Raw genomic sequence first — 24,503 nt, 5'->3', positions numbered from 1 at the left:
CCACTGCAACGACTACGACTACAACGACTGCTACAAGCCGCGCCGCCGTCGCCGCCACCACAAGAAGCGTGACTACTGCTGGGACTACGGCTACTAAGCCGAACCCCCCCAACACAAACAAACGGCCGGGAAGCCCCAACGGGCTCCCCGGCCGCTTCGTGGGAGCCGCTAGGTGGGTCCCGAAAGGAACGCGGACTTCAGCCGGAGCAGCACCGATCCGCGTCCGACGGCGGGAACGGCGCCCTAGTCGCGGTCGTGATGGCAGACGGCTTCCAGCTTGAATCCGAACGGGTCCAGCCAGAACGTGGCGTATCACGGAGCCGGATACTCCGGGAAGTGCCGCGGCGCGTGCAGGATCAGGCTGCCGAGCTCGATCGCCCGAGCGTGCAGGGCTTCCACCGCCGACCGCGTCCGTACCGTGAAGGCCAAGTGCTGGAGGCCGGTGCGGTGCCGGGAGTAGTCGCCGGGTTTCTGCGCCGGATAGAAGAACAGGTAGGTGCCCGGCTTACCGTTCGCGGGCCGGTAGGAGAACTCTTCGTCGGCCGCGAAGAACTCCTCGAAACCCGCCATCGGCAGAATCTGGTCGTAGTATGCCTTCGCGGCCGCCAGATCGGGCACGTTGACTCCCAGATGGCCTAGCACCCGACGATGATCCCACTCCTGCGTTCGCGCCGCGGCGATGGATCTGCGGGATTGTGTGAGCGCCGAGCACGATGAGAACGGCGGCCATGGCCGCGCCGACCCCGCATCTCGACGCGGCGCCGCCTCAGGCCCATGCGGCGAGCAGCAGCCCGGCCGCGCCGGCCACCTCCACCCAGAAATAGAACCACGTCGGGTAGAAGCAACGAGGTGTCTCGACGACGCGGGCGACCAACCGGCCGCCGGCCATGCCGAGCAACGCGGCGGCCACGGTGGTCACGGCTCCGGTGCGGATGCCGCCCAGGTCGGTGACCGCCACTGCCAGCACGACAGCGATCGCGACGCCGAATCCGCCGTAGACGGCGCGGATCTCGGTCCGGGCCGCCGCGCCGGACAGCGTGATGCCGAACGGCTTGACCAGCGCCACCGGCGCGGCCAGGCCGACGATGCCCATGCCCGCGAAGAACACTGCAACAACAACGATGAGGACGCTGGTCACGGGCGCGCCGCCGGCCGGGGCTCGTCGGGCAGCGCGGTCGCGGTGGCCAGCGCCACCAACAGGACCATATCGGCGATCGCGACCCGCTGCTGAGCGGCGTTGACTCCGGTGCCGAAGGCGAACAGCACGAACGACGTCATGCTCACCGCGGCGACGACGCGCGCGGTCGGGCGCAGCGGTGGACGCCAGGCGGAGACCACCACCACGGCGCCGATCAGCGCCAGCATCACCGCCCGATGGCGTAACAGCACCGTGAGGTCGGGCGTGGGGTCGTCGATGCCGTAGGCCGTCTGCATACGCCCGGGAGCAACGGCCACCGCCACGCCGTTGAAGCCGATCGCCGTACCGATGCCGACGAGCAGCAGCTGTTTCACCCGCGCGCGCCACCGCATGCCTGTACTCCGCTCTTCGTGAGGACCTGTTCCTGCCACGATGGGCTGATGCAGGCGGGGCCGCTTTCACGAACGTGCTACCGGCCGCGGCTCTGGCTGTGGCCCGGCCAAGCGGTGTACGTCGGACCGTCCCTCGGGCTCGACCCGCACCGCGGCTCGGTGGCCTGCCTGGCGATCGCGATCGGTGGAACGTTCACGGTCGGCGTCGACGGCGTGCCCGGGCCACCGGTGCGCAGCGCGCTGATCCCGCCGCGGCTGACTCATCAGGTCATCGCCGCGGCCGACCGGATGGCGTTCTGCTACCTCGACCCCGCCTCAAGCCGGTACCGCGACTGCGTCCGCGTCATGACGACGTCGGACACGATGATCGCTTACCGGCACCGGCACGAGGACGTCCTGGCCGCGACCGCCGGTGACCTCACCGATGAGACGGCCCAGGGCTGGCTGGACACCGCCACGGGGCCTCACGGTGCCATGGACCCGCGGATCCGTACCGCGGTCAGCGCCCTGTACGAACACGCCGACCGCAGCGCCGCCGACCTGGCCGCGCTCGTCGGGCTGTCCCCGTCACGGTTCCTGCACCTGTTCGGCGAGGCAACCGGCACCAGCTTCCGCCGCTACCGCCTGTGGGTGCGCATGCGCCGCGCCGCCGGGCTGATCCGCGACGGAGCCGACCTGACGACGGCCGCCGTCGACGCCGGGTTCGCCAGCCCATCGCATTTCACCAGCGCGTTCCACGCCATGTTCGGTCTGCCACCGCGTCATCTGCTGGGCACCGACATCACGATCTGCGGGTGAAGCCAGGCTGACCCGGGACCCCTGGGGTCACCCGCCAGGGTCCGGCACCGGTTCGGCGTGCGGCCCTGGTCCGGCACGGTCGGGCCATGGGCAGCTGCCCGTGCTGAGCAGCCGGAAGGAACGGGATTCACGATGACTACCCGCACCGTCGAGGTGAACGGGATCGCGCAGCGCTACCACGTCCACGGCCAGGGGGCCGCGGTGCTGGTGGCGGTGCCCGGAGGCCCCGGTGTCTCCTGGGACTCGCTTCGGATGCCCGAGGTCGAGCGGGCCACGACCGTGGTCTACGTCGAACCGCTCGGCACCGGTGAATCCGGGCGTCTCCCGACGCATCCGAACGGCTACACCCGGGCGGTGTACGCCGCGGCCCTGGACCGGGTTCTCGACGACGTCGGCGAAGAGCGGGTCTATTTGCTCGGGCACTCGTACGGCGGCTTCGTCGCGCAGTACTACGCCGCGCACCACCCCGAGCGGCTCGCCGGGGTGGTGCTGTACGAGAGCGCTCCGGTCACCGGGGCGGAGCACCAGGCCGAGGCGGCACGTCAGGTGGGGGAGTTCGCCCGGCGCAACGACGGCAACCCCGAGCTGCCCGCGGTGCTGGAGGCGATCGGTTCGGTCGGGTCGATCACCGACGACGAGCAACTCACGCGGACGTTGCGCGGCCTGCTGCCGGCGTACTTCGCGCACTACTGGGAGCGGGAGCAGGAGCTGGCGCCGTACCGCGACAACACCAGCGTCACCTACATCTCCGGCCTCGACGCCGACGGCAACCCCGACACCGTGCAGGACCGCGAGCTGCTGGCCGGGCTCACCGTGCCGACGCTCGTGATCGGCGGCCGGTACGACGTCATCTGCGGTGAGCGCTGGGCCCGGGAGATCCACGATCTGGTTCCCGGATCCCGGCTGGTCATCCTCGAGGAGAGCGGCCATCTCGGTCACGTCGAGGAGCCGGAGCGGTTCGCCGCCGCGATTGCCGAGCTCGTGGCGTCCACCAAGTAGGTAGCGGAGCCCGGCCTGCACGGGGAGGCCGGGCTCCGGGCCGTCGTCACCGTGGCGGTTGCCGCCGGCGATTAGCCCACACGGACCTGAGCAGGACCGACGGCGCGGCCAGCGTGCTCGGGTGCGTGTTCATGAACGCGACGTCGTTGAACTTCGTCCCGATCGTCACGTCGACGACCGAGGCCGCGATCACCTGGTTGATCAGGGCACGCTGCAGCCGGACCGGCAGTGGGGGCTTGCCGGTCTCCAGCCGCTCGGCGTCGCCCGAGGTGGAGAGGTCCCAGGCAGCGTCCACCACGACTTTCTGCAGCCGGAGGAAATCGGTCGCGGCGGCGGAGGGGTCCGCACCGTCACAGAGGTACTCCGACAGGCAGGACGCGTGCAGCGTCGCCGAGGACATGCCCTGTCCGTAGACGGGGTTGAACGACGCCACGGCGTCGCCGACGCTGACCAGGCCGCCCGGGAGCCGAGCCGCCCGGTCGTAGCGGCGTCGCCGGGCGTCGGCCATCCGGTAGGTGTGGACCTCGCCGACCGGTTCTTCCCGCGCGACGGCGGCGAAGACCGGCGGCAGGTCCGCGCAGCGTGTCAGGAACTCGTCCCAGTCGCGGGACAGCCGGTCGTCGCCGTAGGTCATCAGCATCAGCATCCACTGGCCGTCCTCGATGCCGTTGAGTGCGGCCTGCGTCTTCTTGTGATAGCCGGGGGTGAAGCGTGAGATCGCGGCACCGACCGGTGGCTGAACCTGGGAGCGCTTGAAGTACGCCGTCGCGTAGTTGACGTCGATCTGCATCCGCTCGAGCTCCGGCGCCTCCCAGCCGTCCCGCTCCAGCCAGTCCGACAAGCGGCTGGACCGGCCCATGGCGTCCACCACGAAGGCGGCGGGCAGCGACTCGCCCGCGTCGAGCCGGACGCCGCTGACCCGGCCGTCGCGGTATTCCAGCCCGGTGGCGAACGCGGTGAGCAGCCGGACGTTCGGCAGCGCCCGGGTGTGACGGCGCAACTGTGCCTCGATGAAGCTGCGGCTGGCGTTCAGCAGCACGGCGTTGGGAGTCGTCACCGAGCAGACGTCGTCGGCCCACTGCTGGGTCTGGTGCGCGTTCGTGAACACCGCACCGTGGCCGATCGCCTCGTCGGTGAACCCGGGGAACCAGCGTTCGATCTGCGCACGCCCGCCCGGCAGCAGCGCGTGGACCTGAAAACGCTGCGGCACGCCCCGCCGCTCGCCGTCCACCGAGTCGTCGCGCTCGACGACGACGACGTCCTCGGCGTGGTCGGCCAGTACCCGCGCGGCGAGCAGACCGGCGACGCTGCCACCGAGCACCACCGCGTGCCGCAAGCGTTTGTTCGGAACGTGCGGTTGGTGCGTACTGCTCAGCCTCCTGAACACGTGCGCCGGTGATGCGCTCACGGGGGATCCCTTCGTGGACTTTCATTACGGCAGGTGATCCTGGCGTCACTTCAACGCAAGAAGACGACTCAGTCGCCGATCCGATAGAGCCTGATTCGCCCCGATCAGGTGGGCACTAGCTGATGTCCAGAACCGCCTTGCCGTGCAAACGGCGTTCCCGGAGGGCGGCCAGGGCGTCGTCGGCGGCTTCCCAGCTGCCGCGCCACGAGATCTGCGGATCCAGAGCTCCGGAGGCCACCCGGCCGGCCAGCCAGCTCAGCTCGTCGTCGAAGCGTGGGCAATCCAGCAGGTAGAACGTGACCAGGGTGCGGTCGTGGCCGACGTCGCCGAAGAGCGCTCCGAACGGGAACATCGCCGGTTGCCCGGCCGAATGTCCGACAGCCACCAGCGTTCCGCCGGGCGTCAGCCGGCCGAACGCGTCGACCAGTTGTTCGCCGCCGACCAGGTCGACGACGCCGTCAAAACGCCCCTCGACGACGACGTCGTCGGCACCCAGCGTCCGCAGGCTCTCGCCCTGCCGGGCGGGGTCGGCGGTGGACGCCGTCACGCGGGCGCCCGCGAGGTGAGCCAGCTGCACGGCGTACCGTCCTACCCCGCCGGTCGCGCCGGTGATCAGAATCCGCTTGCCGAGCAGCGGGCCGATCCGGCGCAGGGCAAGCAACGCGCTGACTCCGGCCACCGGGACCGTGCTGAGCGCACCTAGGTCGGCGCCGGCCGGCGCCACGCCGAGCATCGCGGTGTCGACCGCACGCAGTTCCGCCCACGCTCCGGCCGGGCCGACCGTGACTACCGGGGTGCCCGCCGGTGGCCCGGAGCCGTCGGCTGCCGCGCGCTCCACAACACCGGCCGCGTCCCAGCCCAGCACCGTGCCGTCCGGCGCGTTCGGGACCGCGTGCACGACTTCTCCCGCGTTGAGCGAGGTCGCCGTCGTTCGGACGAGCGCCTGTCCGGCGCCGGGTATCGGGTCATCGGCCTGGCCTAAACGCAGGCCGGACGGGGTGGAGCGGTCGACGAGCAAGGCGCGCACGGTGATCTCCCAACAAGTGCCACTGAGTGGCGAAAGCCTATAGGAGGCAGTTGCTGCCGAGCTACCCTTCCGTCGTGACCGAGCTCCCCGCCCCGCTCCGCGAACGCAAGAAGCAGCGCACCCGCCAAGCGCTGATCGATTCCGCCCTGGAGCTGTTCACCGCTCGGGGTTTCGCCGACGTCACGCTCGACGAGCTCTGTGACGGAGTCGACGTCTCCAAGCGCACGTTCTTCCGCAACTTCGTGAGCAAGGAAGACGTCGCGATGGCTCCGTTGCAGGACATGTGGCTCGCTGTCTTGGCCGAACTGGAGACCGCAGAAAACCCCGGCCGCACGCTGTTGACGCTGCTGGAGGAGTGTTTGGTCGCCGCGCTGGACCGGATCGGCGACGAGGAGTGGGCACGGCGGGCGCGGCAGAGTCACCGGCTCGCGCAGAACACCCCGTCGATGGACGCGCACAACCGCGAGTTCTGTGAGCGCACCACCCGCGCGCTGCTGGAGATCGCGCACCGGCGGTTCGACGTCGGAGCCCTGGACGATCCGCGGCCACGGCTCGCGGCGGACATGCTCGTCTCGGCTTTTCACTACGCGATCGAGGGCTGGGGGGCGGGCACCGCTCGGCCGGACAGCGCCGACCTGGCCGCCCGGGTGCGAACCGCCGTCGCCGCGCTGCCCGGCAGCCTCACGCTGACCGCGATTCCGCGGTAACCCATCGCCCGGTGGGAAGGGTCACATCCCTTTGAGTGCCCCGGTCCTATTTCGACCAGTGTGCTACCCAGTTAGGGACCCGACGGCGGATCCACAGGCGAGGCGGTAGATGGGCGCGACGACCGATCTGGACGTGGTCGACACCGGGCGTTATCCGGTGTCGGAACCGGAGAGCCCGGCCTGGTGGGCGGTGGTCGAGCGGGTGCGGGCCGAGCTGGCCACCGAGGGCTGCAGCGTCGTCCCCGACTTCATCCGGCCCGCGCTGCACGAGGCGCTCCGCGCCGAGTGCGCGACGGTGGCACCACTGGCCCATTTCGACGTGGAGACCGTGAACGTCTACAACGTGGACGTCGACGACGACTTACCGCAGGACCACCCGGCACGCACCCCGATGCGCCGGGAGAACGCCTTCACCGCCCGGGATCTGATTCCCCGCGACACGATCATCCACCGGCTCTACACCGACTCGCGGTTCCAGCGGTTCGTCGCGGCCTGCTTCGGACTGCCCGAGGTGTATGAGCTGGCCGATCCGCTCGCCGGTCTCTGCCTCAACGTCGTGGCGCCGGGCAAGGGCCACCCGTGGCACTTCGACACCAACGAGTTCGCGGTCAGCCTGCTCACCCAGGAACCCGAGCGCGGTGGGGTGTTCGAGTACTGCCCGGAGATCCGGTCGGCATCGGCCGAGAACTTCGCGGACGTCAAGGCCGTGATCGAGGGCCGCGACCAGCAGCGGGCGCATCGCCTGACGTTGCGCCCCGGCGACCTCCAACTCTTTCGTGGCCGCTACGCGTTGCACCGCGTGACCACCGTCGAGGGCGAACGCCAGCGCCACACCGCGATTTTCTCCTACTCGGAGCGCCCCGGCGTCGTGGGCAGCCCGGCCCGCACCCGCCAGTTGTTCGGCCGCGTCCTGCCCGAACATCGGGCCCGGGCCGTGCGCGTCGACGAACTGCTCGACTAACCACGGAGGGACCTCGTAGTGCCGACCGAAGACACCGTTGCCCATGACCGGACCGGGAAAGTCTCCTTCGACGACATCTACACCCGCCCTGATCCACGCGCGTTCTACGCGACCCTCCAGCAGTTCGACTACCGCATCCCCGACCTCGCCCTGCCGCATTTCGAGCGTCTGATCGGCGAGTACCGAACCGAAACCGGGATCGCCACGCCCACCGTGCTCGACATCGGCAGTTCCTACGGGGTCAACGGCGCGCTGCTGCGGTGCGGCACGAGCGTCGCCGAGCTGACCGAGCGGTACGCCGCGGCCGCCTCCCTCTCCCGCGCCGAGCTGGTCGCCGCCGACCGGGCGTTCGTCGACGCGCGCCGCAGGCCCGACGCTCCGCGTTGTGTCGGTCTGGACGTCTCCCGGCCGGCGCTGGACTACGCGGTCGCGGCCGGGTTCCTCGACGGCGCCCTGCACGCCGACTTCGAGGCGGACGAGCCGACCGACGCGCAACGCTCCGAACTGGCCGGTACCGACCTGGTCGTGTCCACCGGCTGCCTCGGGTACGTCACCGAGAAGACGCTGTTGCGGGTCGTCGACGCGGCCGGCGGCAGGCTGCCGTGGATGGCTCACTTCTGCCTGCGGATGTTCCCCTACGACGCGATCGCCGCCGAGCTCGGCGACCTCGGCTACACCACGGTCCGCATCGACCGTCCGTTCCGGCAGCGGCGGTTCGCTACCGACCACGAGCGGACCTCGGTCCTCGACCGACTGTCCGACCTGGGCGTTGACGCCACCGGCCTGGAAGCGGACGGTTGGTTCTACGCCCAGCTCTACCTCTCCCGCCCGCGCAACAGAAAGGCTGCATAGCCGTGCCCGAGTGGTCGACCCGCACGTTCGGCAACGAGGACCTCCTTCCGCGGGTACCGCTCCCGACGCTCGAAGCGTCCTGCGAGCGCTTCCTGCAGTGGTGCGCGCCGCTGCTCACCCCCGAGCAACTCGCGCAGACCGAGGCCGAGGTCGCGGCTTTCCTCGCCCCTGACGGGCCCGGCCGCCCGCTGCACCAGGTGCTGGAGAAGTTCGACGCCACCGAGGGCGTCCACAGCTGGCTCGACACGTTCTGGCCGTACCGGTACCTCGGGCGCCGCGACCGGATCGCGCTCAACGCGAACTTCTTCTTCTTGTTCGCCGACTCCGGTCAGACCCAGGTCGAACGCGCGACGGCTCTCATCGCGGGCGCGCTCGCCTTCAAGCATTCGGTGGACGCCGAAACGCTCGCACCAGCGGTGGTGCGCGGTGTACCGCAGACGATGGAGCAGAACAAGTACCTGTTCTCCACCACCCGGATCCCGGGAGAGGTGCAGGACACCGTGCGCGGCCCCTACGGCAACGGCTGGGACGGACCGTCCCGGGCCCGGCACATCCTGGTGCTCCACCGGGGCGTCGCCCGCAAGGTCGACGTGCTCGGGCCGGGCGGCGAGCCGTACGCGCTCGACGAGATCGCCGGTGCGCTGCAGAGCGTCCTGGACGCCGGTTCGGACGCTGCGTCACACCCGGTCGGGCACCTGACCACCAAGGCCAGGGCCGCCTGGGCCGCCGACCGGCAGGCGCTGCTCGCGCTCGACCCCGCGAACGCCGCCGCTCTGGACGACGTCGAGAGCGCGCTGTTCTGCGTCTGCCTCGAGGACGTCGCACCGACCGACGACCTGATCGCGGCCGACCACCTCCTGCACGGCGACAGCGGCAACCGCTGGTTCGACAAGGCCGTGTCGTTCGTGGTGTTCGCCAACGGGCGGGCCGGCATCAACGTCGAGCACTGCGAGCTCGACGGCACCACGATCCTCCGGTTCGTCGACGCGGTGCTGGGCTCTTCGGCGGCCGAACACGCGGTGGCCGCCGGCGCCCGCTCCCAGGGCTCCCCGACCGTCGCGCCGGTGACGTTCGTGCTGGATGACGCCCTGCGAACCGCCGTCCGGGCGGCCGGAGCGGACTTCGCCGACTACGCGGCGGCGACCGCGACGACCGTGCTCACGTTCACCGACTTCGGCTCCGACCGGGCCAAGCAGCTCCGGATGTCGCCGGACGCCTTCGTCCAGATGGCCTACCAGCTGGCGCACCGGCGGGCGAAGGGGCTTACCGGCGCCACCTACGAGTCGATCGCCACCCGGCAGTACCAGCGCGGTCGCACCGAGGCGATGCGGGTCGTCACCCCCGAGGCGGTGGAGTTCGTCGCCGCGATGGACGACCCGGACGCCACACCCGACGCCCGGCGCGCCGCGTTCCGGGCCGCGGCCGAGGCGCACGTCCGGCGGGCCAAGGAGTGCCAGGCCATCCAGGCGCCCGAGCAGCACCTGTGGGAGCTGCAGCTCATCCAGCGGCGCGGCGAGGCCATCGGTGTGGACGCCGAGCCCGCGCTGTTCCGCTCGCCGGGCTGGACGATCCTGCGGGACGACTACCTGAGCACCAGCTCGGCGCCGTCGACCTCGATCGACTACTTCGGGTTCGGCTCGACCAGCAGCCAGTGCATCGGCGTCGGCTACGTGCTGCTGCCCGACCGGCTGGCGGTCCATCTCAGCACGCCGCGTGCGGTGGCCGACGGTATGGAGCGGTTCGCCACCGAACTCGGCCGGGCGCTGGGCGAGCTCGCCGATCTGCTGTGACCGGTTTCGAACGGGTCTTCGTCTCCTACCACCAGATGCAGGTCACCACGTGCGTCGATACGCACTCCGAGCTGGGCATCTACCAGGCCGGTGACGACCTCGTGCACCTCACCGGCGCGGGCGACCTGACCGTGATGACCGGCCCGCACACCGGGTGGGTCGACGTCCGGGTGACGGTGCGGACGGCGGCACCCGCCGACCCTGCGGGGTGGGACGCGGTCACCGAGACCACGCTGTGGTGCCCGGAGGGTGAGCTGTCCGTGCACGGCCTGATGGGGGAGAGCCCGGAGGCCTTCAGGGCGATCGCGGTGCCCGGACCGGGCCTGCTCCGGGTGCAGGTGCGGGCGCGGAACCGCACACCTGAGGGTGAGGAGGACGCCGGCGGGCCCGCCGAGCAGTACGAGATCGTGCTGTGGCCGGTCACGACCGACACCGGCTTCCGGACGCTGTGCGCCGACCGGCTGTCGGCGCAACCGTGGAGCGCCCCTCCGGCCGGTGCGGCGGGCTGGGCGATGGTGCACCTCGTCACCGGCGTCGACGACGTCCTGCGCGAGGCGGTGGTGCGACGGCGGCGGACGGCGCCGCATCCGGCGTTCGTGCCGCGCGTCCCCGGACGGTCGACCGCGCCGGAGCCGCGGGTGGCGGTGCGCCGCAGCCGGACCCTGCCCGCGGCCCGTGCGGCCGCGATCGTGGCCGATCCCGACGGGGCGCTGGGGCTCCGTGACCTGCGGCTGAGTGCCGGCCCGCTCACCGCGCGCCTGGGAACCGGCACGACGGTGTCCGAGTGGCGCTGGGAGAACGCCGCCGGGCCGGTTCCCGACGAGGTGCCCGGCTCGGTGGAACTCACGGTCGAGTCCGTGCCGGGCCGCTCGGACGGAGAACTGACCGTCCACCACCGTGGCGTCCGTGGTGGTGACGCGATTCCGCTCGGACTGATCTGGGATCACCTGCTCGACCGGGCGTCCACCGGGTCGGAGACCCCGCATCCGTGGGAGCGGACCCTGGCCGAACTCGCGGCGGAAGTCGCCGAGGCGCACGCGGCCGCCGTCCGCAGGCGGGAACGGGCGGAGGCCAAGGAGTGGGGCGGCCGACCGCCGACGGATCGCCTGCGTGCGCTTCGATCCAACGCGCGGGGTCTGGCGAACTACGACCGGGACCTCGTCGACGTGATCGCGGCCGCTGACCCCGGCCTCCAGCGCGACATCGCCCGCTGGGCCGCGCGCCGGGCCTGCGCGATCTCCGGGCTGGACACCGTCGGTTGGATCGCGGCCGGGCTGTCGAGCCTCGAACGCGGCGAGCAGCCGTTCGAGGACGAGGCCGCGACCTGGGACCGGTTGTGGTCCGACCCGCGTGCTCCCCGGACCGTGGTCACGTCCCCGCCGAGCCCGGTCCGGCCGCAGGGCACGCCGAACTTCTCGCAGCAGGCGATGGCGCTGCCCGCGGTGTTCGCCGCCGCGCACGAGGATCCGCTCGCCGCGGCGTTCGACGCGCTCTGGGCGGCTGCGGGCGCTTCCGGCTTCGACGGCTACCAGCCGTTCCTCACCAGCGTGCGGGTCGCTTTTCCCGCGCTGACCGGCGACTGATCTCTCACGTTCCTTACGGTCGTCACCAGCGTGAGATACGCTGGTGACGACCAGGGGGACGGAGACTTGTCGTGAACATCAGCAAAGGCGAACGCCCGCTCGAGAGCGGGGTGCGGACGGACTTCCGGGACGCGATGAGCTACGGCTCCTACCTCCGCCTGGATCTGATCCTCGGTGCCCAGCAGCCGCTCAGCGCCCCGGCTCACCACGACGAAATGCTGTTCATCATCCAGCACCAGACCTCGGAGCTGTGGCTCAAGCTGATGCTGCACGAGCTCCGCGCGGCCCGCGATCTGCTCGACGCCGATCAGCTGTCGTGGTCGCTCAAGCGGCTGGCCCGGGTCAAACGGATCCTGGAGACGATGACCGAGCAGTGGTCGGTCCTGGCCACGATGACCCCCAGCGAGTACGCGGAGTTCCGCACGATCCTCGGCCCGTCGTCCGGATTTCAGTCGTACCAGTACCGCGCGGTCGAGTTCATGCTCGGGAACAAGAACGCGGACATGCTCGCGGTCTTCGAGGCCGACCCGCCGGCACACGAGACGCTGCACACGCTGCTGGAGGAACCCAGCCTCTACGACGCGTTCCTGCGGATGCTCGCCCGCCGTGGCTACGCGATCCCGGCGGACCTGCTCGACCGGGACGTCCGGCAGGCCTGGGTGGAGGCACCGGACCTGATCCCGGTGTTCGAGGGCGTCTATGACGACCCCGCGGTGGCTTGGGACGTCTACGAGGCCTGCGAGGACCTGGTCGACCTGGAGGACGCGTTCCAGTTCTGGCGGTTCCGGCATCTGCGCACCGTGCAGCGCATGATCGGCACCCAGCCCGGCACCGGCGGCTCGTCCGGCGTGCCGTTCCTGCGCCGCGCGCTCGACCTCACGTTCTTCCCGGAGCTCTACAGCGTTCGCGCGCGGATCGGTGGCTGAGATGATGGAACGCGCGGCAGCGCTCGACGCCGCGGACCCGCTGGCGGCGTACCGGGACCGGTTCGTGCCCGCCCCGGTCGTCGCCTACCTCGACGGCAACTCGCTGGGGCGTCCGCTGCTGGCCACCCGCGACAACCTCGTGCGGTTCGTCGACCAGGACTGGGGCGACCGGCTGATCCGCGCCTGGGACGAGGGCTGGACCGAAACGCCGACGACGCTGGGCGACACGATAGGCCGGGTCGCGCTGGGCGCCGCACCGGGGCAGACCGTCGTCGGCGACTCGACGACCGTGATGCTCTACAAGGTGGCCAGGGCCGCGCTCGACGCGCGCCCCGCCCGTACCGAGATCGTGCTGGACACCGAGAACTTCCCGACCGACCGCTACGTCCTGGAGGGGATCGCCGCCGAGCGCGGCGCGACCCTGCGCTGGATCGACGCCGACCCGGCGACCGGCGTCACCGCCTCGCAGGTGGCCGGGGTCGTCGGGCCGGAGACTGCGATCGTCCTGCTCAGCCACGTCGCCTACCGCTCCGGTTACCTCGCCGACGTGCCCGCGATCACCGCGGTCGCTCACGATGCCGGCGCGCTGGTGATCTGGGACCTGTGCCACTCGGTGGGCGTCGTCCCGATGGAGGTGGACGCCTGGGGCGTCGACATCGCCGTCGGATGCACCTACAAGTACCTCAACGGCGGCCCCGGAGCACCAGCGTTCGCCTACGTCACCACCGCACTCCAGGAGACCGCCCGGCAGCCGATCCAGGGCTGGATGGGCTCGGCCGACCCGTTCGCGATGGGGCCGCGGTACGAACCGGCGCCGGGCATCCGCCAGTTCGTCAGCGGCACACCGCCGGTGCTCGGGATGCTGCCGATGCGCGACATGCTGAACCTCATCGACGAGGCGGGCCTGGACGCGATCCGCGCCAAGTCGGTCGCGCTCACCGAGTTCGTGCTGGAGCTCGCCGACGAGCTGCTCGTTCCGCTGGGGGTCCGCGTCTCCACGCCGCGCGACGCCGCGCTGCGCGGCGGCCACGTGACGCTCGACCACCCGGCGTTCCGGGAGATCGTTCCGCTGCTCTGGAAGCGCGGCGTGCTGCCGGACTTCCGTCCCCCGCACGGCATGCGGGTCGGCCTCTCGCCGTTGTCCACCAGCTTCACCGAGGTGGCTGAGGGCCTGCAGATCGTCGGCGACGAGTTGGGGCAGCAACAGTGATCCTGGACGACACGGAGTCCTCGCCGGGCAGTACGACGTCGCTGCTCCGGACGATCGTCGGCACCTCGCTGCGGCGGCTCGGCGGCTGGATCGCGGTCGCGCACCTGGTCGAGCTGGCGGGAACGGTCGGCTTGCCGGAGGCACGCACGCGGACCGCGCTGGCCCGCATCAAGGCCAAGGGGCTGCTCGCCGCGCAGAGCCGGGACGGGGTGCCGGGTTACGCGCTCGTCCCGGACGCGATCCCGATGCTCGAACGCGGCGACCGGCGGATCTTCCACCCCCGGACGATGGCCGACGGCGACCGCTGGTGCCTGATTTCCTACTCGGTGCCGGAGGAGAACCGCGACCTGCGTCACCAGCTCCGCCGGCGGCTGACGTGGATCGGCTGCGGCGCGGTGTCGCCGGCGCTCTGGATCTGCCCGGAGTACCTGACCGGGGAGGTCGAGGAGATCCTGGCCGACCTGGGGCTGTCGTCCAACGCGACGGTGTTCCTGGCGACCGAGGTCCGCGGACCCGCCGACGTGACCCGCTGGTGGGACCTGGGCTCCATCCGCGCCCGGCACGACGCGTTCCTCGCGGCGCACGGGGACACGCCAACGACGCTCGGCGACACACCCGAGGACGCGTTCCGGGCCTGGATCCACGGGTTGGACAGCTGGCGGATCATCCCGTACATCGACCCCGGCCTGCCGGCCCGGTTACTGCCCGCGGACTGGCCCGGGCACCGCAGCGTCGCGCTCTTCCTCGAGCTGCGCGACCACGTCCTGCCCCGCGCCCACGCCTACGCCGAACAGGTCACCGGCGCCGCGCACGTGGCGCCCTAACGTGCCCCCTCACGTCGCCAAATCGCGGCCTATGCTGCCCGCGGCGAGGGGCCGAACTTCGGCAACGAACCGGTCCCGAAGCTCAGTCAGCGTGTTCTTGACGCGCTTGTATTCGTTCTCGTCCACTTGGCCTTTATGGATCATGTCCCATGCGCAATTGTCAACTTCCCGCGCGGAATTCATGATCCCGTCAGCCGTCTTGACTAAGTCATGTCGTGAGGCAAGCTGGAGCGTTGCGTTGGCTGATACGAGCTCCTTCCACGCCTCCCAGTAGTAGTTTTTCAGCTGTGCTCTTGCACCGGGTGCCGCCCAGGCTATTTCCTCAACGACCATGCGGTAGATATCCAAACAAGCAAGAAGTGACTGGCATGAGACTCGCTCTTCTTTGAGCCACGCTACCCTTTGCTGGACATGGGCAAGTTCGCGTTGATTTCGGCCATTCGTGAAAGCGGCAAGAATGGCGCCACCCATTCCGATGGCTGCGCCCAGCACGGCTGCAGTTGCTGTGATTAGCTGTGTAGTCATCGCGACATCGAACCAGCGGGCGCTGCTGCACGCCAGTGCATCGGCGGCCGCCGTTTTCTGCGGCAGGCACGGCACCGTTGATCGACGGCGATCGTGTTGCGGTGGCTCGTCGAGGGAACCTTTCCTCGGCGTCGGGGCCGCGCAGTACCTCAGCCAGGCGCTGCCCAGCCCGCTCGTCTGACCGCGCAGGCGGGTGTCACTGGTGGGGGACGTCGATGCCCGCAGCGCGCAGCTTGGCCTCGACCAGTGCGTTCAACCGGGCTATCGACGGTTCTCGGTCTTCCCGGTGATTGTTGACCAACCCGTAGCGCGAGGCGGCGTCGGACTGGTTCTGGAATGGTCCGGCTGGCGTTGTCCAAGCCTCCGCGGTTCGAGCCGGGCGCGGGGTGGAGTTACTCCAACACCAACTACGTGCTGGCCAAGCTGCTGGTCGAGAGCGTCACCGGCCACTCCTACGCCGACGAAATGCAGCGCCGGACGGCAGCCGGACGCTGACCGGCTCGCTGACCTTCGGGGACGCCGACCTGGACCTCGGCGCCATCGGGGGCCCTCGAGCAGGCGAAGAAGCGCCTCGTCGCCGAAGTGTTCAGCTGAGTGCCGGGCGCTCAGCGCGTTCAGGCGTCCGGATTCTCGGCCAGTTCCTTGATCGTGGCCAGCCGCGCGTCCCACCGGCTCGCCGCCTCGGCCATCCACCGCGCGGTCTGGTCGAGCCGTTCAGCCCGGACGACGTAGCGCATCTCCCGCCCGGCGCGCCGGCCCGTCACCAGGCCGGCGCGCTCCAGGACGCCGAGATGTTTCACCACCGCCTGCCGGCTCACCGGCCGTCCGACGGCGAGGACGGTCGCGGTGCTGCCGCCCCGGTCGGCGATCTCGTTGAGCAGTTCCCACCGGGTCGGGTCGGACAGGGCCGAGAGCACCTCCAGTTCGGCGATCATCGCTCCGCGTACTCCTTGAGGTTGTCCACGACCTCGCGCCATCCGCGGTCGTGGCTGTCGTACCCGGCGCTGCGCTCGCGCTCGGCCGGGATCGTGAGCGCGGCGAAGCCTGACTCGGTGACCCGCAGCCGGGTGCCGTCCTCCTCGGCGTCGAGAAAGAACTCGACCAGCGTCGAGTTGGCCTCGTCGGCGACCTCGCCCGGGTACCCGCCGGCCCACCGATAGGCGAGGTAGCGCGGCGGGTCGACCGCCACGATCAGCGTCGGGTACACGCCGTGTTCCCCGTGATCGAGGCGCATGATCCCACCCGGCCGCAGGTCGACCTCGGCCGGCGCGCCCTGCCCGAACCACACGCCGACGTGCTTCGGTTCGGTGATCACCGCCCACACCCGCTCCACCGGCGCCTTCACGAACGTCTCGCGCTGGATCCTGTCCCGGTTCACGACCCCACCTCAGCTCGAAGCCCGCTCATGCGCAACCTTAGTGTTGCTCGTCGCGGTCGGCTGTCCCCGGCGCGGTGTGCGCAGCCCGATCCAGATGAGTACGACGGCCAGCGTGACCGCGACGACCTGCACGCGCATCGCCAGGTGAACGCCCTCGGTCAGGTCCGACCGGGTGGCGGCGATCGCACCGAAGATCGGGATCCCGATCGTGACCGCGATCTGCTGAGCGAGCGACGTGAGGCCGGTCGCCAGGCCGGCCTCGCCCTCCTCCAGGTCCGATGTGGCCGTGACCGTGTAGGCGACGATCGCGGTGACGTGCCCGAAGTACAGCAGGAACAGCGACGGGACGACGAGGTACAGGCTCGTCGTCGAGTCGCCGATCAGCAGCATCGGAGCGACCATGAGCCCCTGCGTGAGCAGCCCGGCGGCGAGCACCGGCCGGTAGCCGTACCGACCGATCAGCCGTCCGGCGAGGATCCCGGCGAACACCGCGGCGAGGCCGGGGAGGCCGAAGACCAGGCCGGTCGCGAACGGCGTGAGGTCGAGTACTTCCTGCAGGTAGACGGTGAGGACGAAGTTGAGGCCGGTGGCCATGACGAACGCGACGACGCCACCGAAGTTGCCCCACTTGACCGACGGCCGGTTGAGCAGCTGCAGCGACACCAGAGGAGCCGTGGCGCGCGTCTCGATGAACCAGAAGACGCCCAGGAGAACGACGCCGACGACGAACGCGATCCAGTCGCGCAGCAGAACACCGTAAACGAGCGCGAGCAGACCGGTCGTCACCGCGACGGCACCGGGCACGTCGAGCTTCACGCCGGCCGGGCGGGCGCTCTCGCGCACCACGAACGGGGTCAGCGCGACGATGACGAGCGCCACCGGCACGTTGATCCAGAACGCCCACCGCCAGTCGAGCGCGCTGACCAGGCTGCCGCCGACCAGCGCGCCCACGGTGAAGCCGCCGGAGAGCAGGGCGCCGTTGAGGCCGAGAACGCGGGCGCGGGCCCGGTCGTCCGTGACCGCGGTGATCAGCAGGGCCATCGCGGCCGGGATCGCGATCGCGTTGGCGAAGCCCTGCAGGACACGTGCGGTCAGCAGCGTCGCGGCGTTGGTGGCGAACCCGCCCAGCAGCGAGGCCGCGAGGAGCAGGACCATCGCGACCAGGAACAGCCTGCGGCGTCCGAACAGGTCGGCGACCCGGCCGAACAGCAACGTGAAGCCGGCCGCGGGCAATGCGTAGGCGCTGGCGATCCAGGGCAGGTCGGCGAGCGTGATGCCGGCGCCCTCGCCCATCTGCGGGAGCGCCACGTTGAGGATGGAGAAGTCGACGGACAGCATGAATCCGGCGCCGAGGAGCACGACCAGCGCCAGTCGCTGTCGACCGCGCAGCTGTGCCGGCGAGTCCGGATCGAGGGTCATGAGGCGGTTCCCTTCGTCTCGTCTAGTGCAACCCAACAGTTGCACATCGATCGGGCACCTGCAACTGCAGGGTTGCACCTGCCGTAATGGTGATGATTATCATTACGATCTGAGCCCGAGTGGAGGACCGATGAATCGCGACGAGTACGCCGAGTCCGGAGAGTTCCTGGATCTCTTCAGCCGCGAGGCGTGGCAGGCGTTACGCGGGCCCGTCCTGGGCGCGTTGAACGGTGCGGCGGCGGACGCCGGCCCGCTCGTGGATCTGGGCGCCGGCAGTGGTCTGGGCACCGAGCTGCTCGCCGGAGTGCTACCCGAGGCGCACATCGTCGCGGTCGAGCCGTCGGCGATTCAGCGCGCAGCCCTGTTCGCCCGCCTCGGCTCGGAGCCGGCGGTCCGCGAACGGGTCACGGTCGTCGCCGCCGACGCGGCAGGCGTCGAGCTACCCGACCGGCTCGGCGGCGTGCTGGCGATGAACATGATCGGCCACCTGCGACCGGACGACCGGCGCGCGCTCTGGGAGCGCATCGGGGCACGCCTCGCGCCGGGCGCCCCGCTGGTACTCAACCTCCAGCCGCCCGCCGAGCCGGTGGAGCTGCCGGAGTCGGTCTTCGTGTCGGTACGCGTCGGGGGGCGCACCTACCAGGGCAGCGGCGCAGCGACGCCGGCCGGCGCAGAGGCTGTGCGGTGGCGCATGCGCTACCGGGTGCGCGACCACGCGGATCGCGTCGTACAGGAGACGACGGCGGACTACCAGTGGTACGTCGTGGCGCCGTCCACGCTGCTGGCGGAGCTGTCGGCGGCCGGGTTCGAGGCTCAGATCGGCTCGCTCGACGTCGTCCGCGCGGTCGCCGCGGGCTGACCGTCGCCCTCGTCGAAGGTTTACGGCTCGGGAACGCTGAAGCAGCCCGCGAAGGGATCCGGCAGGGCGCTCCAGGCACCCCAGCCGTCGGCGAGTTCGTCGTCGGTCAGCAGGCAGTCGGTCAGGATCGTCGTCACGGCGTCCGCGGCCAGGTCGACGCCGATGAAGGCGAGTTCGGTGCGGCGATCGCCGTAGTACGGGTCCCAGGTGGCGTCGACGGTCAGCAGGCGGCTCGGCGGCGCGTCGTTCCAGCGGCTCGGCGGAAGGGCTGCCAGCCAGCGGCCGAGCCTGTCCATCACCGCACCGCCACCGGCGACCTCGAAACCGAGGGCGGTGTCGGGTTGGCTGGCGATCCAGAGCTGGCCGCGGGCGCGCAGGGCCCGGTCGGCCAGCTCCTCGAGCGCGTCGTGGAGCCGCTGGGGGTGGAACGGCCTCCGGGATTCGAACAGGAGAGACGCCACGCCGCACTCGGGAACGGGGTCGTGGTCGCCGATCGGGTAGCCGTCCAGGGCAGGCGGAGAGCGACCGCGCGAGACGCAACCATTGGTTGCGCGGGTTAGACGCCCAGGAGATCCAAGCTCCGGTGGTCGGCGACCGCTTGTCCGAGGCGCGCGGTGAGGTGCTCGATGACCGGGCGGTCCACCGCGCGGGTGATCGCCCACAGGTAGAAGCCGTACGGCAGCGACGCGCGGTACGCGTGCCAGGCGTCCTCACGCGACGGTGGTGCGGCGCCGTGCGAACCGAGCCGGTCGAGGTAGTGGTCGAGCAGGTCACGCTCGGAACGCTGCCGCTCGCCGGGGTCCAGCACCGCGGCCAGGTGGTAGCTGACGTCGAGCGCCCAGCGTCCGTACTGGACGACCTGCCAGTCGATCAGCCCGGGGCTGCCGTCGGCCAGCCGGTAGACGTTGCCGGTGTGCAGGTCACCGTGCACCAGGCACTCGTCGCCGGACGGGGCGGCCAGCGCCCGCACCGCGGCGAGCAGCCGGTCGGCGCGCCGGACCGAGGGCGGCAGGTCGGGCGCGCGGCCGTCGTCGAGTTGCTGCTGGAGCCGCTCGGCAGGCAGGACGTTCGCCAGCGACGCCAGCCGCGGCGGGAACGCTGCGTTCGGGGATCCCCAGGTCGCCGCGTGGAGTTGCGCGAGCTGGTCGAGCGTGCCCGCGGCGTCCGAGGCACGGTAGCCGATCAGCGGATCGAGGAACTGGGCGCCGGCGGCGACCAGGTCCTCCATCAGGATCAGCGCGTGCCCGGTGTCGGGGTCGACGGCCGAGTGGACACACGGTGGCGTGCGCACTGGGAGCTTCTCGGCGAGCAGCGAGTAGAAGTCGGCCTCGGTCCGGGTCGGCGCCCGGCGCAGCGTCGGATTGAAGTAGCCCTTCGCGCAGAAGGCGGCTACGCCGCCCGAGGCATAGGTGACCGTGAACCGCGTCTTGGTGGCCACGGTCTCCAACCGCTGTGTGACGACGACGTCAGCCACGGTCTCGCCGAGCACCGACGTCAGCCAGGTGGGCGAGAGAACCACTGCCTCGTCCGAGGGCGCGAGCGTCATCAGATTTCCTCCGGTACGGCGAGGTCGAGCAGGTGACAGGCGCGCTGCAGAAACGCGCTCGGCGCGGCGGACCGGTCGGCGCCGTCGAAGATCATCGAGCGGCGGGTGTGCAGTCCCAGCAGGCCGGTTTTGACGCACGCGAAGACCTCGTGCCAGTGCAGGTCGGTGACCTTCCGCCCGGTCAGCTCCTGCCACGCGTCCAGGGTCTCCGCGCGGCTACCGAGCCCGTCCAGCCGCGGGACCTCGCTGTAGACGCTGTGGATCTCGTCGAACATCAGCCACCAGCCGAGGTCGGCCATCGGGTCGCAGAGCGCGGCCTGCTCCCAGTCCATGACCGCGACGACGTGGTAGTCGTCGTCGAACATCATGTTGCCGATCCGGGCGTCACCCCAGGCCAGGCCCGGTTCCTCGCGCGAAGGCCGGTGGTCGCGGAGCCAGTCGAGCAGACGCCGCACCAGCGGTGGAATCGAGTCCCCGAGCGCCCACGAGGCGAACGCCGACCAGTAGTCCAGCTGCCCGGAGAGCCCGTCGCCCCCGACGAACTCCACCTCCGACGGCGGCACCCGGTGGATGGCGGCGAATTGCCGCATCGCGCTCTCCCAGAGCGTCCGGCGCTGGGCGGGCGTGGCCTCGGTGAGCCAGCCGGTGGCGTTGTAGACCGGGATGCTCACCGGCACGCGTCCGTAGGAACGGCGCATCAGGAAGAATTCCTGGCCGAGCAGCGACGTGTCCTCGCAGTACCAGAGCGGCTCCGGAACCCGGACCGTTCCCAGCCGGCGGAGCGTCGTGAGCAGGTCGTACTGCATCCGGAACCGCGGTTCGAGAAACATCTGGTACTCCGGCCGCGGCGCGACCCGGAGTACGTACCGCTCGTTGCGTCCGGCCGTGCGGGCGTGAAAGAGAATCGTCTCGTTGGAGATCCCGGCACCGCGCGGGTAGTTGAAGCTGTCCAGTGTGGCCTCGTCGGCGCCCAACCGGGCGGCGAGCCACGGCCCTAACGTCCGGGCCGTGGCGTCCAGATCACGGCCCTTGGGAAAGACCCTCGCGCCTCCCATCCGTCGGTCCCTTCACCTCGGGCCGGCCGCCCACGGCGGCCAGGCAGAACGTCCAGAGTTGGTCGACGATCTCGTCGACGCGTCGCGGGTCCTCGGCGAACGAGAAGTGGTGGTACGCCGAGGTCACCAGCTGGTTGATGAGCCAGGCGTCCTTGGCCGGATCGGTCGAGGAGAGCCGCCCGGCAGCGGTCGCCGTGCGGAGCGCCTGCTCGATCAGGTCGGTGTACGCCTGTCGCGCCCGGTTCATCTCGTCGGGAAAGAGTTGGTAGAGCCGCCAGTGCTCGGCGGTCATGAATCGCGCCTGGGTCGTGTTGCGGCGGCCACGCAGGCTGGTGAACGGCTCGGTCACGTGCAGGCGCAGCCGGTCCACCGGGTCCTTCAGCCGGCGGGCGGCCCTGGCCGAGCGGGCCGCCTCCTCGCTGATGATCCGTTCGAACACTGCGAGCAGCAGCTGGTCCTTGCCGGCGAAGTGCCGGTAGAACGTCTGCAGCGCTACCCCGGCTTCCTTGACTAGCTCCTGGGTGGTGAACGCGCTGCCCTTGCGGGTCATCAGGCGGTGTGCCGCGTCCACCAGCGCTGCGGCCCGGCGGGCGCTGCGGTCCCGGGAGCGTTGCACGGCGGGGGAGCGGTCGGCGGCCCGGTCGAGCCAGGCGGGCCCGTTGTCCGCGGCACTCGTCACATAGGCGAGAGTACGACCACCGGAATCACGCGGCTCGTGCGCGTCTGGTAGGTGTCGTAGTTGGGCCAGACCTCGGTCATGATCCTCCACAGTCGGGGTTTCTCGGCGTCGCCAGCCGTGCGTGCCCGCACGCGCAGCCGCTCGGTCTTGACCTGGATCTCCGCGTCCGGGTTCGCGGTCAGGTTCTGGTACCAGGCCGGGTGCCTCGGTGCGCCTCCGGTGGACGCGACGACCAGGTAGTCCTCGCCGTCGCGGCCGAAGATCAGCGCGGACGTGCGGGGCTGCCCGGTCTGCCTGCCGGTGCTGGTCAGCAGCAGGATCTGGGCGCCGTTCCACTCGTAGCCGACCTCGCCGCCGGTCTCCCGGTAGCGCCGGACGTGTTCCTCGCCGACGAGAGCGAGGTCGGGAGCCTTGTACGTACTCATGAGAACACCACCGGAATCTCGGTCGCACCGCGCTCGTACATGCCGATGAAGCGCGGCGGTTCGGCGTCGGGGTCCAGCCGCAGCCCGGGCAGCCGGTCGAGCAGGGCGTTCAGCCCCACGGTCATCTCCGCCCTGGCCACGTGCATGCCGAGGCAGACGTGCGCGCCGCCGCCGAACGCGAACGACGCCCGGAGCGGACGGTGGATGTCGTAGGTGTCGGGATCGGCCCACCGCGCCGGGTCCCGGTTGGCCGCGCCGATACACAGGTGCAGCACCGACCCGGCCGGAAGCCGGACGCCGTGGAAGTCGACGTCACGCATCACGTACCGGGAGAACATCGGGTCGGTCGCCATCCAGCGCAGCGATTCCTCGATCGCGGGCTTCAGGAGCTTCCGATCGCGCCGCACTTCCTCCAGCACGGACGGCCGCTGCAGCAGCGCGGTGAGCGTGATCCCCATCTGCTTCCACGTCGTGCCCGACCCGGCCGCGAGCAGCAGGAACGCGAACGAGTTGATCTCGGCGTCGGAGAGGCGGTGCACGACGCCGTCCTCGTCGGTCATCTCGGCCTGCACCAGGATGCTGATCAGGTCGTCTTTCGGTTCGCGGCGGCGCGCGGCCACGATCGGGGCGATCATCTCGATGATCCGCCGCGGATCGCGCAGCGCGGCCCGGATGTCCAGCGCCTGCTCCACCGGTACGCCGAAGCTGCCGGTGATCGTCAGCACCGGGATCGCCGCGCAGAAATCGACGTTGAGTTCGGCGCGGCCGTCCCCGGCGAACCCGTCGATCAGCAGGTGGACGGTCTGCTCGATCCAGTTGCGGATCCACCACTGGGCCTTGGCAGGCACGAACGAGGGCTGCACCAGCGCCCGGTAGCGACGGTGCTGGACCCCACCCATCGAGAGCATGCTGTTCAGCGCCCCGGGCTCGCCGTGCACGGGGTCGACCGGCTCCGGGGAGGACGCGAACACGTCGGGGTTGCGGTACGCCTCGTCGCAGGCGGCGTAACTGAACACCGAGAAGTGCGGCCGGTCGGGAAACGGCAACCCGGAGAACATCGCCGGCCCGGGGTACCCGGTCAGTTCGTGCACGGTGCCCTCGTGCACCGCTTTCTCTTCGCGCAGGCGGTGCCACACCGGGTACGGGTCGTCGGTGTACGCGCCGCCCATCGCCGCGAGGTAGGCCCCCCGCAGGTCGAACAGCTCACGGACGCGGTCCCGGTCCAAGGTTTCGGTCGTCATTTGGCCACGTACCCGCCGTCGATGGGCAACAACACGCCGGTGACGTTCGCGGCCCGGTCCGAGCAGAGGTACACGGCGGCCTCCGCGCAGTCCTCGGCGGTGATCGGATCGCCCAGCGGGTGTTGCGCCCCGACCTGCCGCGCGAGCGCGTCTACGTCCCCCGAAAGACCGAACCCGGCCGCGAAGTTCGTGTACGGCATCCCGGCCGGGGCCAGCGCGTTGGCCCGGATCTTGAACGGAGCGCCCTCGATCGCGGCTGCCCGCGTCAGCTGGTGGACCGCGCCCTTGGTCGCCCCGTACACCGAGCCACCCCAGCCGACCAGCCCGGCCACCGAACCGGTGTTGAGGATGACCCCACCACTGCCCTGCTCCTTGAACCGGCGAATGCCGTGCTTGGTGCCGTGGAAGACCCCGCGGAAGTTGACCGCGACCAGTCGTTCGAAGTCCTCGCCGGTGTGCTCTTCGAGCTTCAGGCCGGGCCGCGGGGTGGCGATCCCGACGTTGTTCACGATGATGTCCAACCGGTCCGGGACGCCGTCGACGACGTGGGCCACCGAGGGCTCGTCCGCGACGTCGCACTCCACGGCCACCGCCGTCCCACCGGCCGACTCGGCCTGCCGGACGGTCTCCTTCGCCCAGTCCAGCCGCAGGTCCGCGCACACGACCTGCGCTCCCTCCGACGCGAACCGCAGCGCGATCGCGCGCCCGACCCCGGAACCGGAGCCGGTGACGATCGCCGTCTTGCCGTTGAGCAGCATTGC

At 70.6% G+C, this 24,503-nt stretch carries 26 protein-coding genes and 2 pseudogenes; 12 read left to right on the top strand and 16 right to left on the bottom strand.

The window, feature by feature from the left end; genetic code table 11:
- Positions 1 to 243 precede the first annotated feature (243 nt).
- From BUB75_RS31475 to BUB75_RS31465, 3 genes and pseudogenes are all read right to left on the bottom strand, one after another.
- A pseudogene (locus tag BUB75_RS31475) lies at positions 244 to 642 on the bottom strand (VOC family protein).
- Positions 643 to 766: 124 nt separating this feature from the next.
- Entirely contained in the window at positions 767 to 1,138 is a 372-nt protein-coding gene (locus BUB75_RS31470) for a DUF4345 family protein (protein ID WP_073262001.1), read from the bottom strand.
- On the bottom strand, positions 1,135 to 1,530 hold the full coding sequence (locus BUB75_RS31465; protein WP_073261999.1) for a hypothetical protein: 396 nt from the start codon (positions 1,528 to 1,530) through the stop codon (positions 1,135 to 1,137). The genes BUB75_RS31470 and BUB75_RS31465 overlap by 4 nt, the downstream gene beginning before the upstream one ends.
- A 48-nt stretch (positions 1,531 to 1,578) precedes the next feature.
- Here BUB75_RS31465 and BUB75_RS31460 point away from each other — a divergent pair, with 48 nt between their 5' ends.
- Together BUB75_RS31460 and BUB75_RS31455 are read left to right on the top strand one after the other, a co-directional pair.
- Positions 1,579 to 2,328 carry a helix-turn-helix transcriptional regulator gene (locus tag BUB75_RS31460; protein WP_073261998.1) on the top strand — a complete coding sequence of 250 codons (750 nt, stop codon included), beginning with the start codon at positions 1,579 to 1,581 and terminating at the stop codon, positions 2,326 to 2,328.
- 132 nt (positions 2,329 to 2,460) lie between these two features.
- The gene (locus tag BUB75_RS31455) at positions 2,461 to 3,327 is read left to right on the top strand and encodes an alpha/beta fold hydrolase (protein ID WP_084741929.1); all 867 of its coding nucleotides are present in this window, start codon (positions 2,461 to 2,463) and stop codon (positions 3,325 to 3,327) included.
- Positions 3,328 to 3,373: 46 nt separating this feature from the next.
- On the opposite strand, the gene BUB75_RS31450 is transcribed toward BUB75_RS31455, so the two are convergent.
- Together BUB75_RS31450 and BUB75_RS31445 are read right to left on the bottom strand one after the other, a co-directional pair.
- Entirely contained in the window at positions 3,374 to 4,735 is a 1,362-nt protein-coding gene (locus BUB75_RS31450; RefSeq protein ID WP_084741928.1) for an FAD-dependent oxidoreductase, read from the bottom strand.
- A gap of 115 nt (positions 4,736 to 4,850) precedes the next feature.
- Positions 4,851 to 5,762: a zinc-binding dehydrogenase gene (locus BUB75_RS31445; RefSeq protein WP_073261994.1), complete on the bottom strand. Its 912-nt coding sequence runs from the start codon at positions 5,760 to 5,762 to the stop codon at positions 4,851 to 4,853.
- A gap of 74 nt (positions 5,763 to 5,836) precedes the next feature.
- Here BUB75_RS31445 and BUB75_RS31440 point away from each other — a divergent pair, with 74 nt between their 5' ends.
- The 8 genes from BUB75_RS31440 to BUB75_RS31405 all read left to right on the top strand — a co-directional run bounded on the left by BUB75_RS31440 (position 5,837) and on the right by BUB75_RS31405 (position 14,615).
- Positions 5,837 to 6,469 (top strand): TetR/AcrR family transcriptional regulator, encoded by a 633-nt coding sequence (locus BUB75_RS31440; RefSeq protein WP_073261992.1) that lies wholly within the window; start codon positions 5,837 to 5,839, stop codon positions 6,467 to 6,469.
- A 109-nt stretch (positions 6,470 to 6,578) separates the two neighbouring features.
- On the top strand, positions 6,579 to 7,430 hold the full coding sequence (locus BUB75_RS31435; RefSeq protein ID WP_073261990.1) for a HalD/BesD family halogenase: 852 nt from the start codon (positions 6,579 to 6,581) through the stop codon (positions 7,428 to 7,430).
- Between the two features lie 18 nt (positions 7,431 to 7,448).
- Positions 7,449 to 8,282: a methyltransferase type 12 gene (locus tag BUB75_RS31430; RefSeq protein WP_073261988.1), complete on the top strand. Its 834-nt coding sequence runs from the start codon at positions 7,449 to 7,451 to the stop codon at positions 8,280 to 8,282.
- 2 nt (positions 8,283 to 8,284) lie between these two features.
- Positions 8,285 to 10,072: a choline/carnitine O-acyltransferase gene (locus tag BUB75_RS31425; RefSeq protein WP_073261986.1), complete on the top strand. Its 1,788-nt coding sequence runs from the start codon at positions 8,285 to 8,287 to the stop codon at positions 10,070 to 10,072.
- Positions 10,069 to 11,655, top strand: a complete 1,587-nt coding sequence (locus BUB75_RS31420; RefSeq protein ID WP_073261984.1) for a hypothetical protein — start codon at positions 10,069 to 10,071, stop codon at positions 11,653 to 11,655. The genes BUB75_RS31425 and BUB75_RS31420 overlap by 4 nt, the downstream gene beginning before the upstream one ends.
- A 134-nt stretch (positions 11,656 to 11,789) precedes the next feature.
- Entirely contained in the window at positions 11,790 to 12,581 is a 792-nt protein-coding gene (locus BUB75_RS31415) for a tryptophan 2,3-dioxygenase (protein ID WP_084741940.1), read from the top strand.
- Between the two features lies 1 nt (position 12,582).
- The gene (locus tag BUB75_RS31410; protein WP_073261982.1) at positions 12,583 to 13,791 is read left to right on the top strand and encodes a kynureninase; all 1,209 of its coding nucleotides are present in this window, start codon (positions 12,583 to 12,585) and stop codon (positions 13,789 to 13,791) included.
- Complete coding sequence (locus BUB75_RS31405; protein ID WP_073261980.1) at positions 13,788 to 14,615, top strand: PaaX family transcriptional regulator; 828 nt, start codon at positions 13,788 to 13,790, stop codon at positions 14,613 to 14,615. Before BUB75_RS31410 ends, BUB75_RS31405 begins: the two co-directional genes overlap by 4 nt.
- A 9-nt stretch (positions 14,616 to 14,624) precedes the next feature.
- On the opposite strand, the gene BUB75_RS45655 is transcribed toward BUB75_RS31405, so the two are convergent.
- A complete protein-coding gene (locus BUB75_RS45655; RefSeq protein ID WP_073262077.1) occupies positions 14,625 to 15,140 on the bottom strand; it encodes a hypothetical protein in 516 nt (171 codons plus the stop codon).
- Between the two features lie 336 nt (positions 15,141 to 15,476).
- Between BUB75_RS45655 and BUB75_RS31390 the strand changes: the two are divergent.
- Positions 15,477 to 15,617 (top strand): annotated as a pseudogene (locus BUB75_RS31390) (serine hydrolase); the annotation flags it as partial.
- 137 nt (positions 15,618 to 15,754) lie between these two features.
- Here the strand turns inward: BUB75_RS31390 and BUB75_RS31385 are convergent.
- From BUB75_RS31385 to BUB75_RS31375, 3 genes are read right to left on the bottom strand one after another with little or no spacing between them, the layout of a single operon-like run.
- A complete protein-coding gene (locus tag BUB75_RS31385) occupies positions 15,755 to 16,075 on the bottom strand; it encodes an ArsR/SmtB family transcription factor (RefSeq protein WP_073261978.1) in 321 nt (106 codons plus the stop codon).
- Entirely contained in the window at positions 16,072 to 16,518 is a 447-nt protein-coding gene (locus BUB75_RS31380) for an SRPBCC family protein (protein WP_073261976.1), read from the bottom strand. The genes BUB75_RS31385 and BUB75_RS31380 overlap by 4 nt, the downstream gene beginning before the upstream one ends.
- A gap of 9 nt (positions 16,519 to 16,527) precedes the next feature.
- A complete protein-coding gene (locus BUB75_RS31375; protein WP_073261974.1) occupies positions 16,528 to 17,937 on the bottom strand; it encodes an MFS transporter in 1,410 nt (469 codons plus the stop codon).
- A 130-nt stretch (positions 17,938 to 18,067) separates the two neighbouring features.
- On the opposite strand from BUB75_RS31375, the gene BUB75_RS31370 reads away from it, so the two are divergent.
- Complete coding sequence (locus BUB75_RS31370) at positions 18,068 to 18,796, top strand: class I SAM-dependent methyltransferase (RefSeq protein ID WP_073261972.1); 729 nt, start codon at positions 18,068 to 18,070, stop codon at positions 18,794 to 18,796.
- Between the two features lie 20 nt (positions 18,797 to 18,816).
- On the opposite strand, the gene BUB75_RS31365 is transcribed toward BUB75_RS31370, so the two are convergent.
- The 7 genes from BUB75_RS31365 to BUB75_RS31335 form a co-directional block, all read right to left on the bottom strand.
- Entirely contained in the window at positions 18,817 to 19,257 is a 441-nt protein-coding gene (locus tag BUB75_RS31365) for a GTP-binding protein (RefSeq protein ID WP_073261970.1), read from the bottom strand.
- 95 nt (positions 19,258 to 19,352) lie between these two features.
- Positions 19,353 to 20,342 (bottom strand): phosphotransferase family protein, encoded by a 990-nt coding sequence (locus BUB75_RS31360; RefSeq protein WP_073261968.1) that lies wholly within the window; start codon positions 20,340 to 20,342, stop codon positions 19,353 to 19,355.
- Positions 20,342 to 21,397 (bottom strand): phosphotransferase family protein, encoded by a 1,056-nt coding sequence (locus tag BUB75_RS31355; RefSeq protein ID WP_073261966.1) that lies wholly within the window; start codon positions 21,395 to 21,397, stop codon positions 20,342 to 20,344. Before BUB75_RS31355 ends, BUB75_RS31360 begins: the two co-directional genes overlap by 1 nt.
- The gene (locus BUB75_RS31350; RefSeq protein ID WP_073261964.1) at positions 21,363 to 22,076 is read right to left on the bottom strand and encodes a TetR/AcrR family transcriptional regulator; all 714 of its coding nucleotides are present in this window, start codon (positions 22,074 to 22,076) and stop codon (positions 21,363 to 21,365) included. Before BUB75_RS31350 ends, BUB75_RS31355 begins: the two co-directional genes overlap by 35 nt.
- Positions 22,073 to 22,501 (bottom strand): nitroreductase family deazaflavin-dependent oxidoreductase, encoded by a 429-nt coding sequence (locus BUB75_RS31345; protein WP_073261962.1) that lies wholly within the window; start codon positions 22,499 to 22,501, stop codon positions 22,073 to 22,075. Before BUB75_RS31345 ends, BUB75_RS31350 begins: the two co-directional genes overlap by 4 nt.
- Positions 22,498 to 23,742, bottom strand: coding sequence for a cytochrome P450 (locus BUB75_RS31340; RefSeq protein WP_073261960.1), 1,245 nt, complete (start codon positions 23,740 to 23,742; stop codon positions 22,498 to 22,500). Before BUB75_RS31340 ends, BUB75_RS31345 begins: the two co-directional genes overlap by 4 nt.
- Positions 23,739 to 24,500, bottom strand: a complete 762-nt coding sequence (locus BUB75_RS31335; protein WP_073261958.1) for an SDR family NAD(P)-dependent oxidoreductase — start codon at positions 24,498 to 24,500, stop codon at positions 23,739 to 23,741. The genes BUB75_RS31340 and BUB75_RS31335 overlap by 4 nt, the downstream gene beginning before the upstream one ends.
- Positions 24,501 to 24,503: the final 3 nt, after the last annotated feature.

Source organism: Cryptosporangium aurantiacum (assembly GCF_900143005.1).
In the GTDB taxonomy this organism is placed as follows: Bacteria; Actinomycetota; Actinomycetes; order Mycobacteriales; family Cryptosporangiaceae; genus Cryptosporangium; species Cryptosporangium aurantiacum.
Note: the sequence above shows the minus strand (reverse complement) of the source record. Positions and strands in the feature narration are given on the sequence as shown.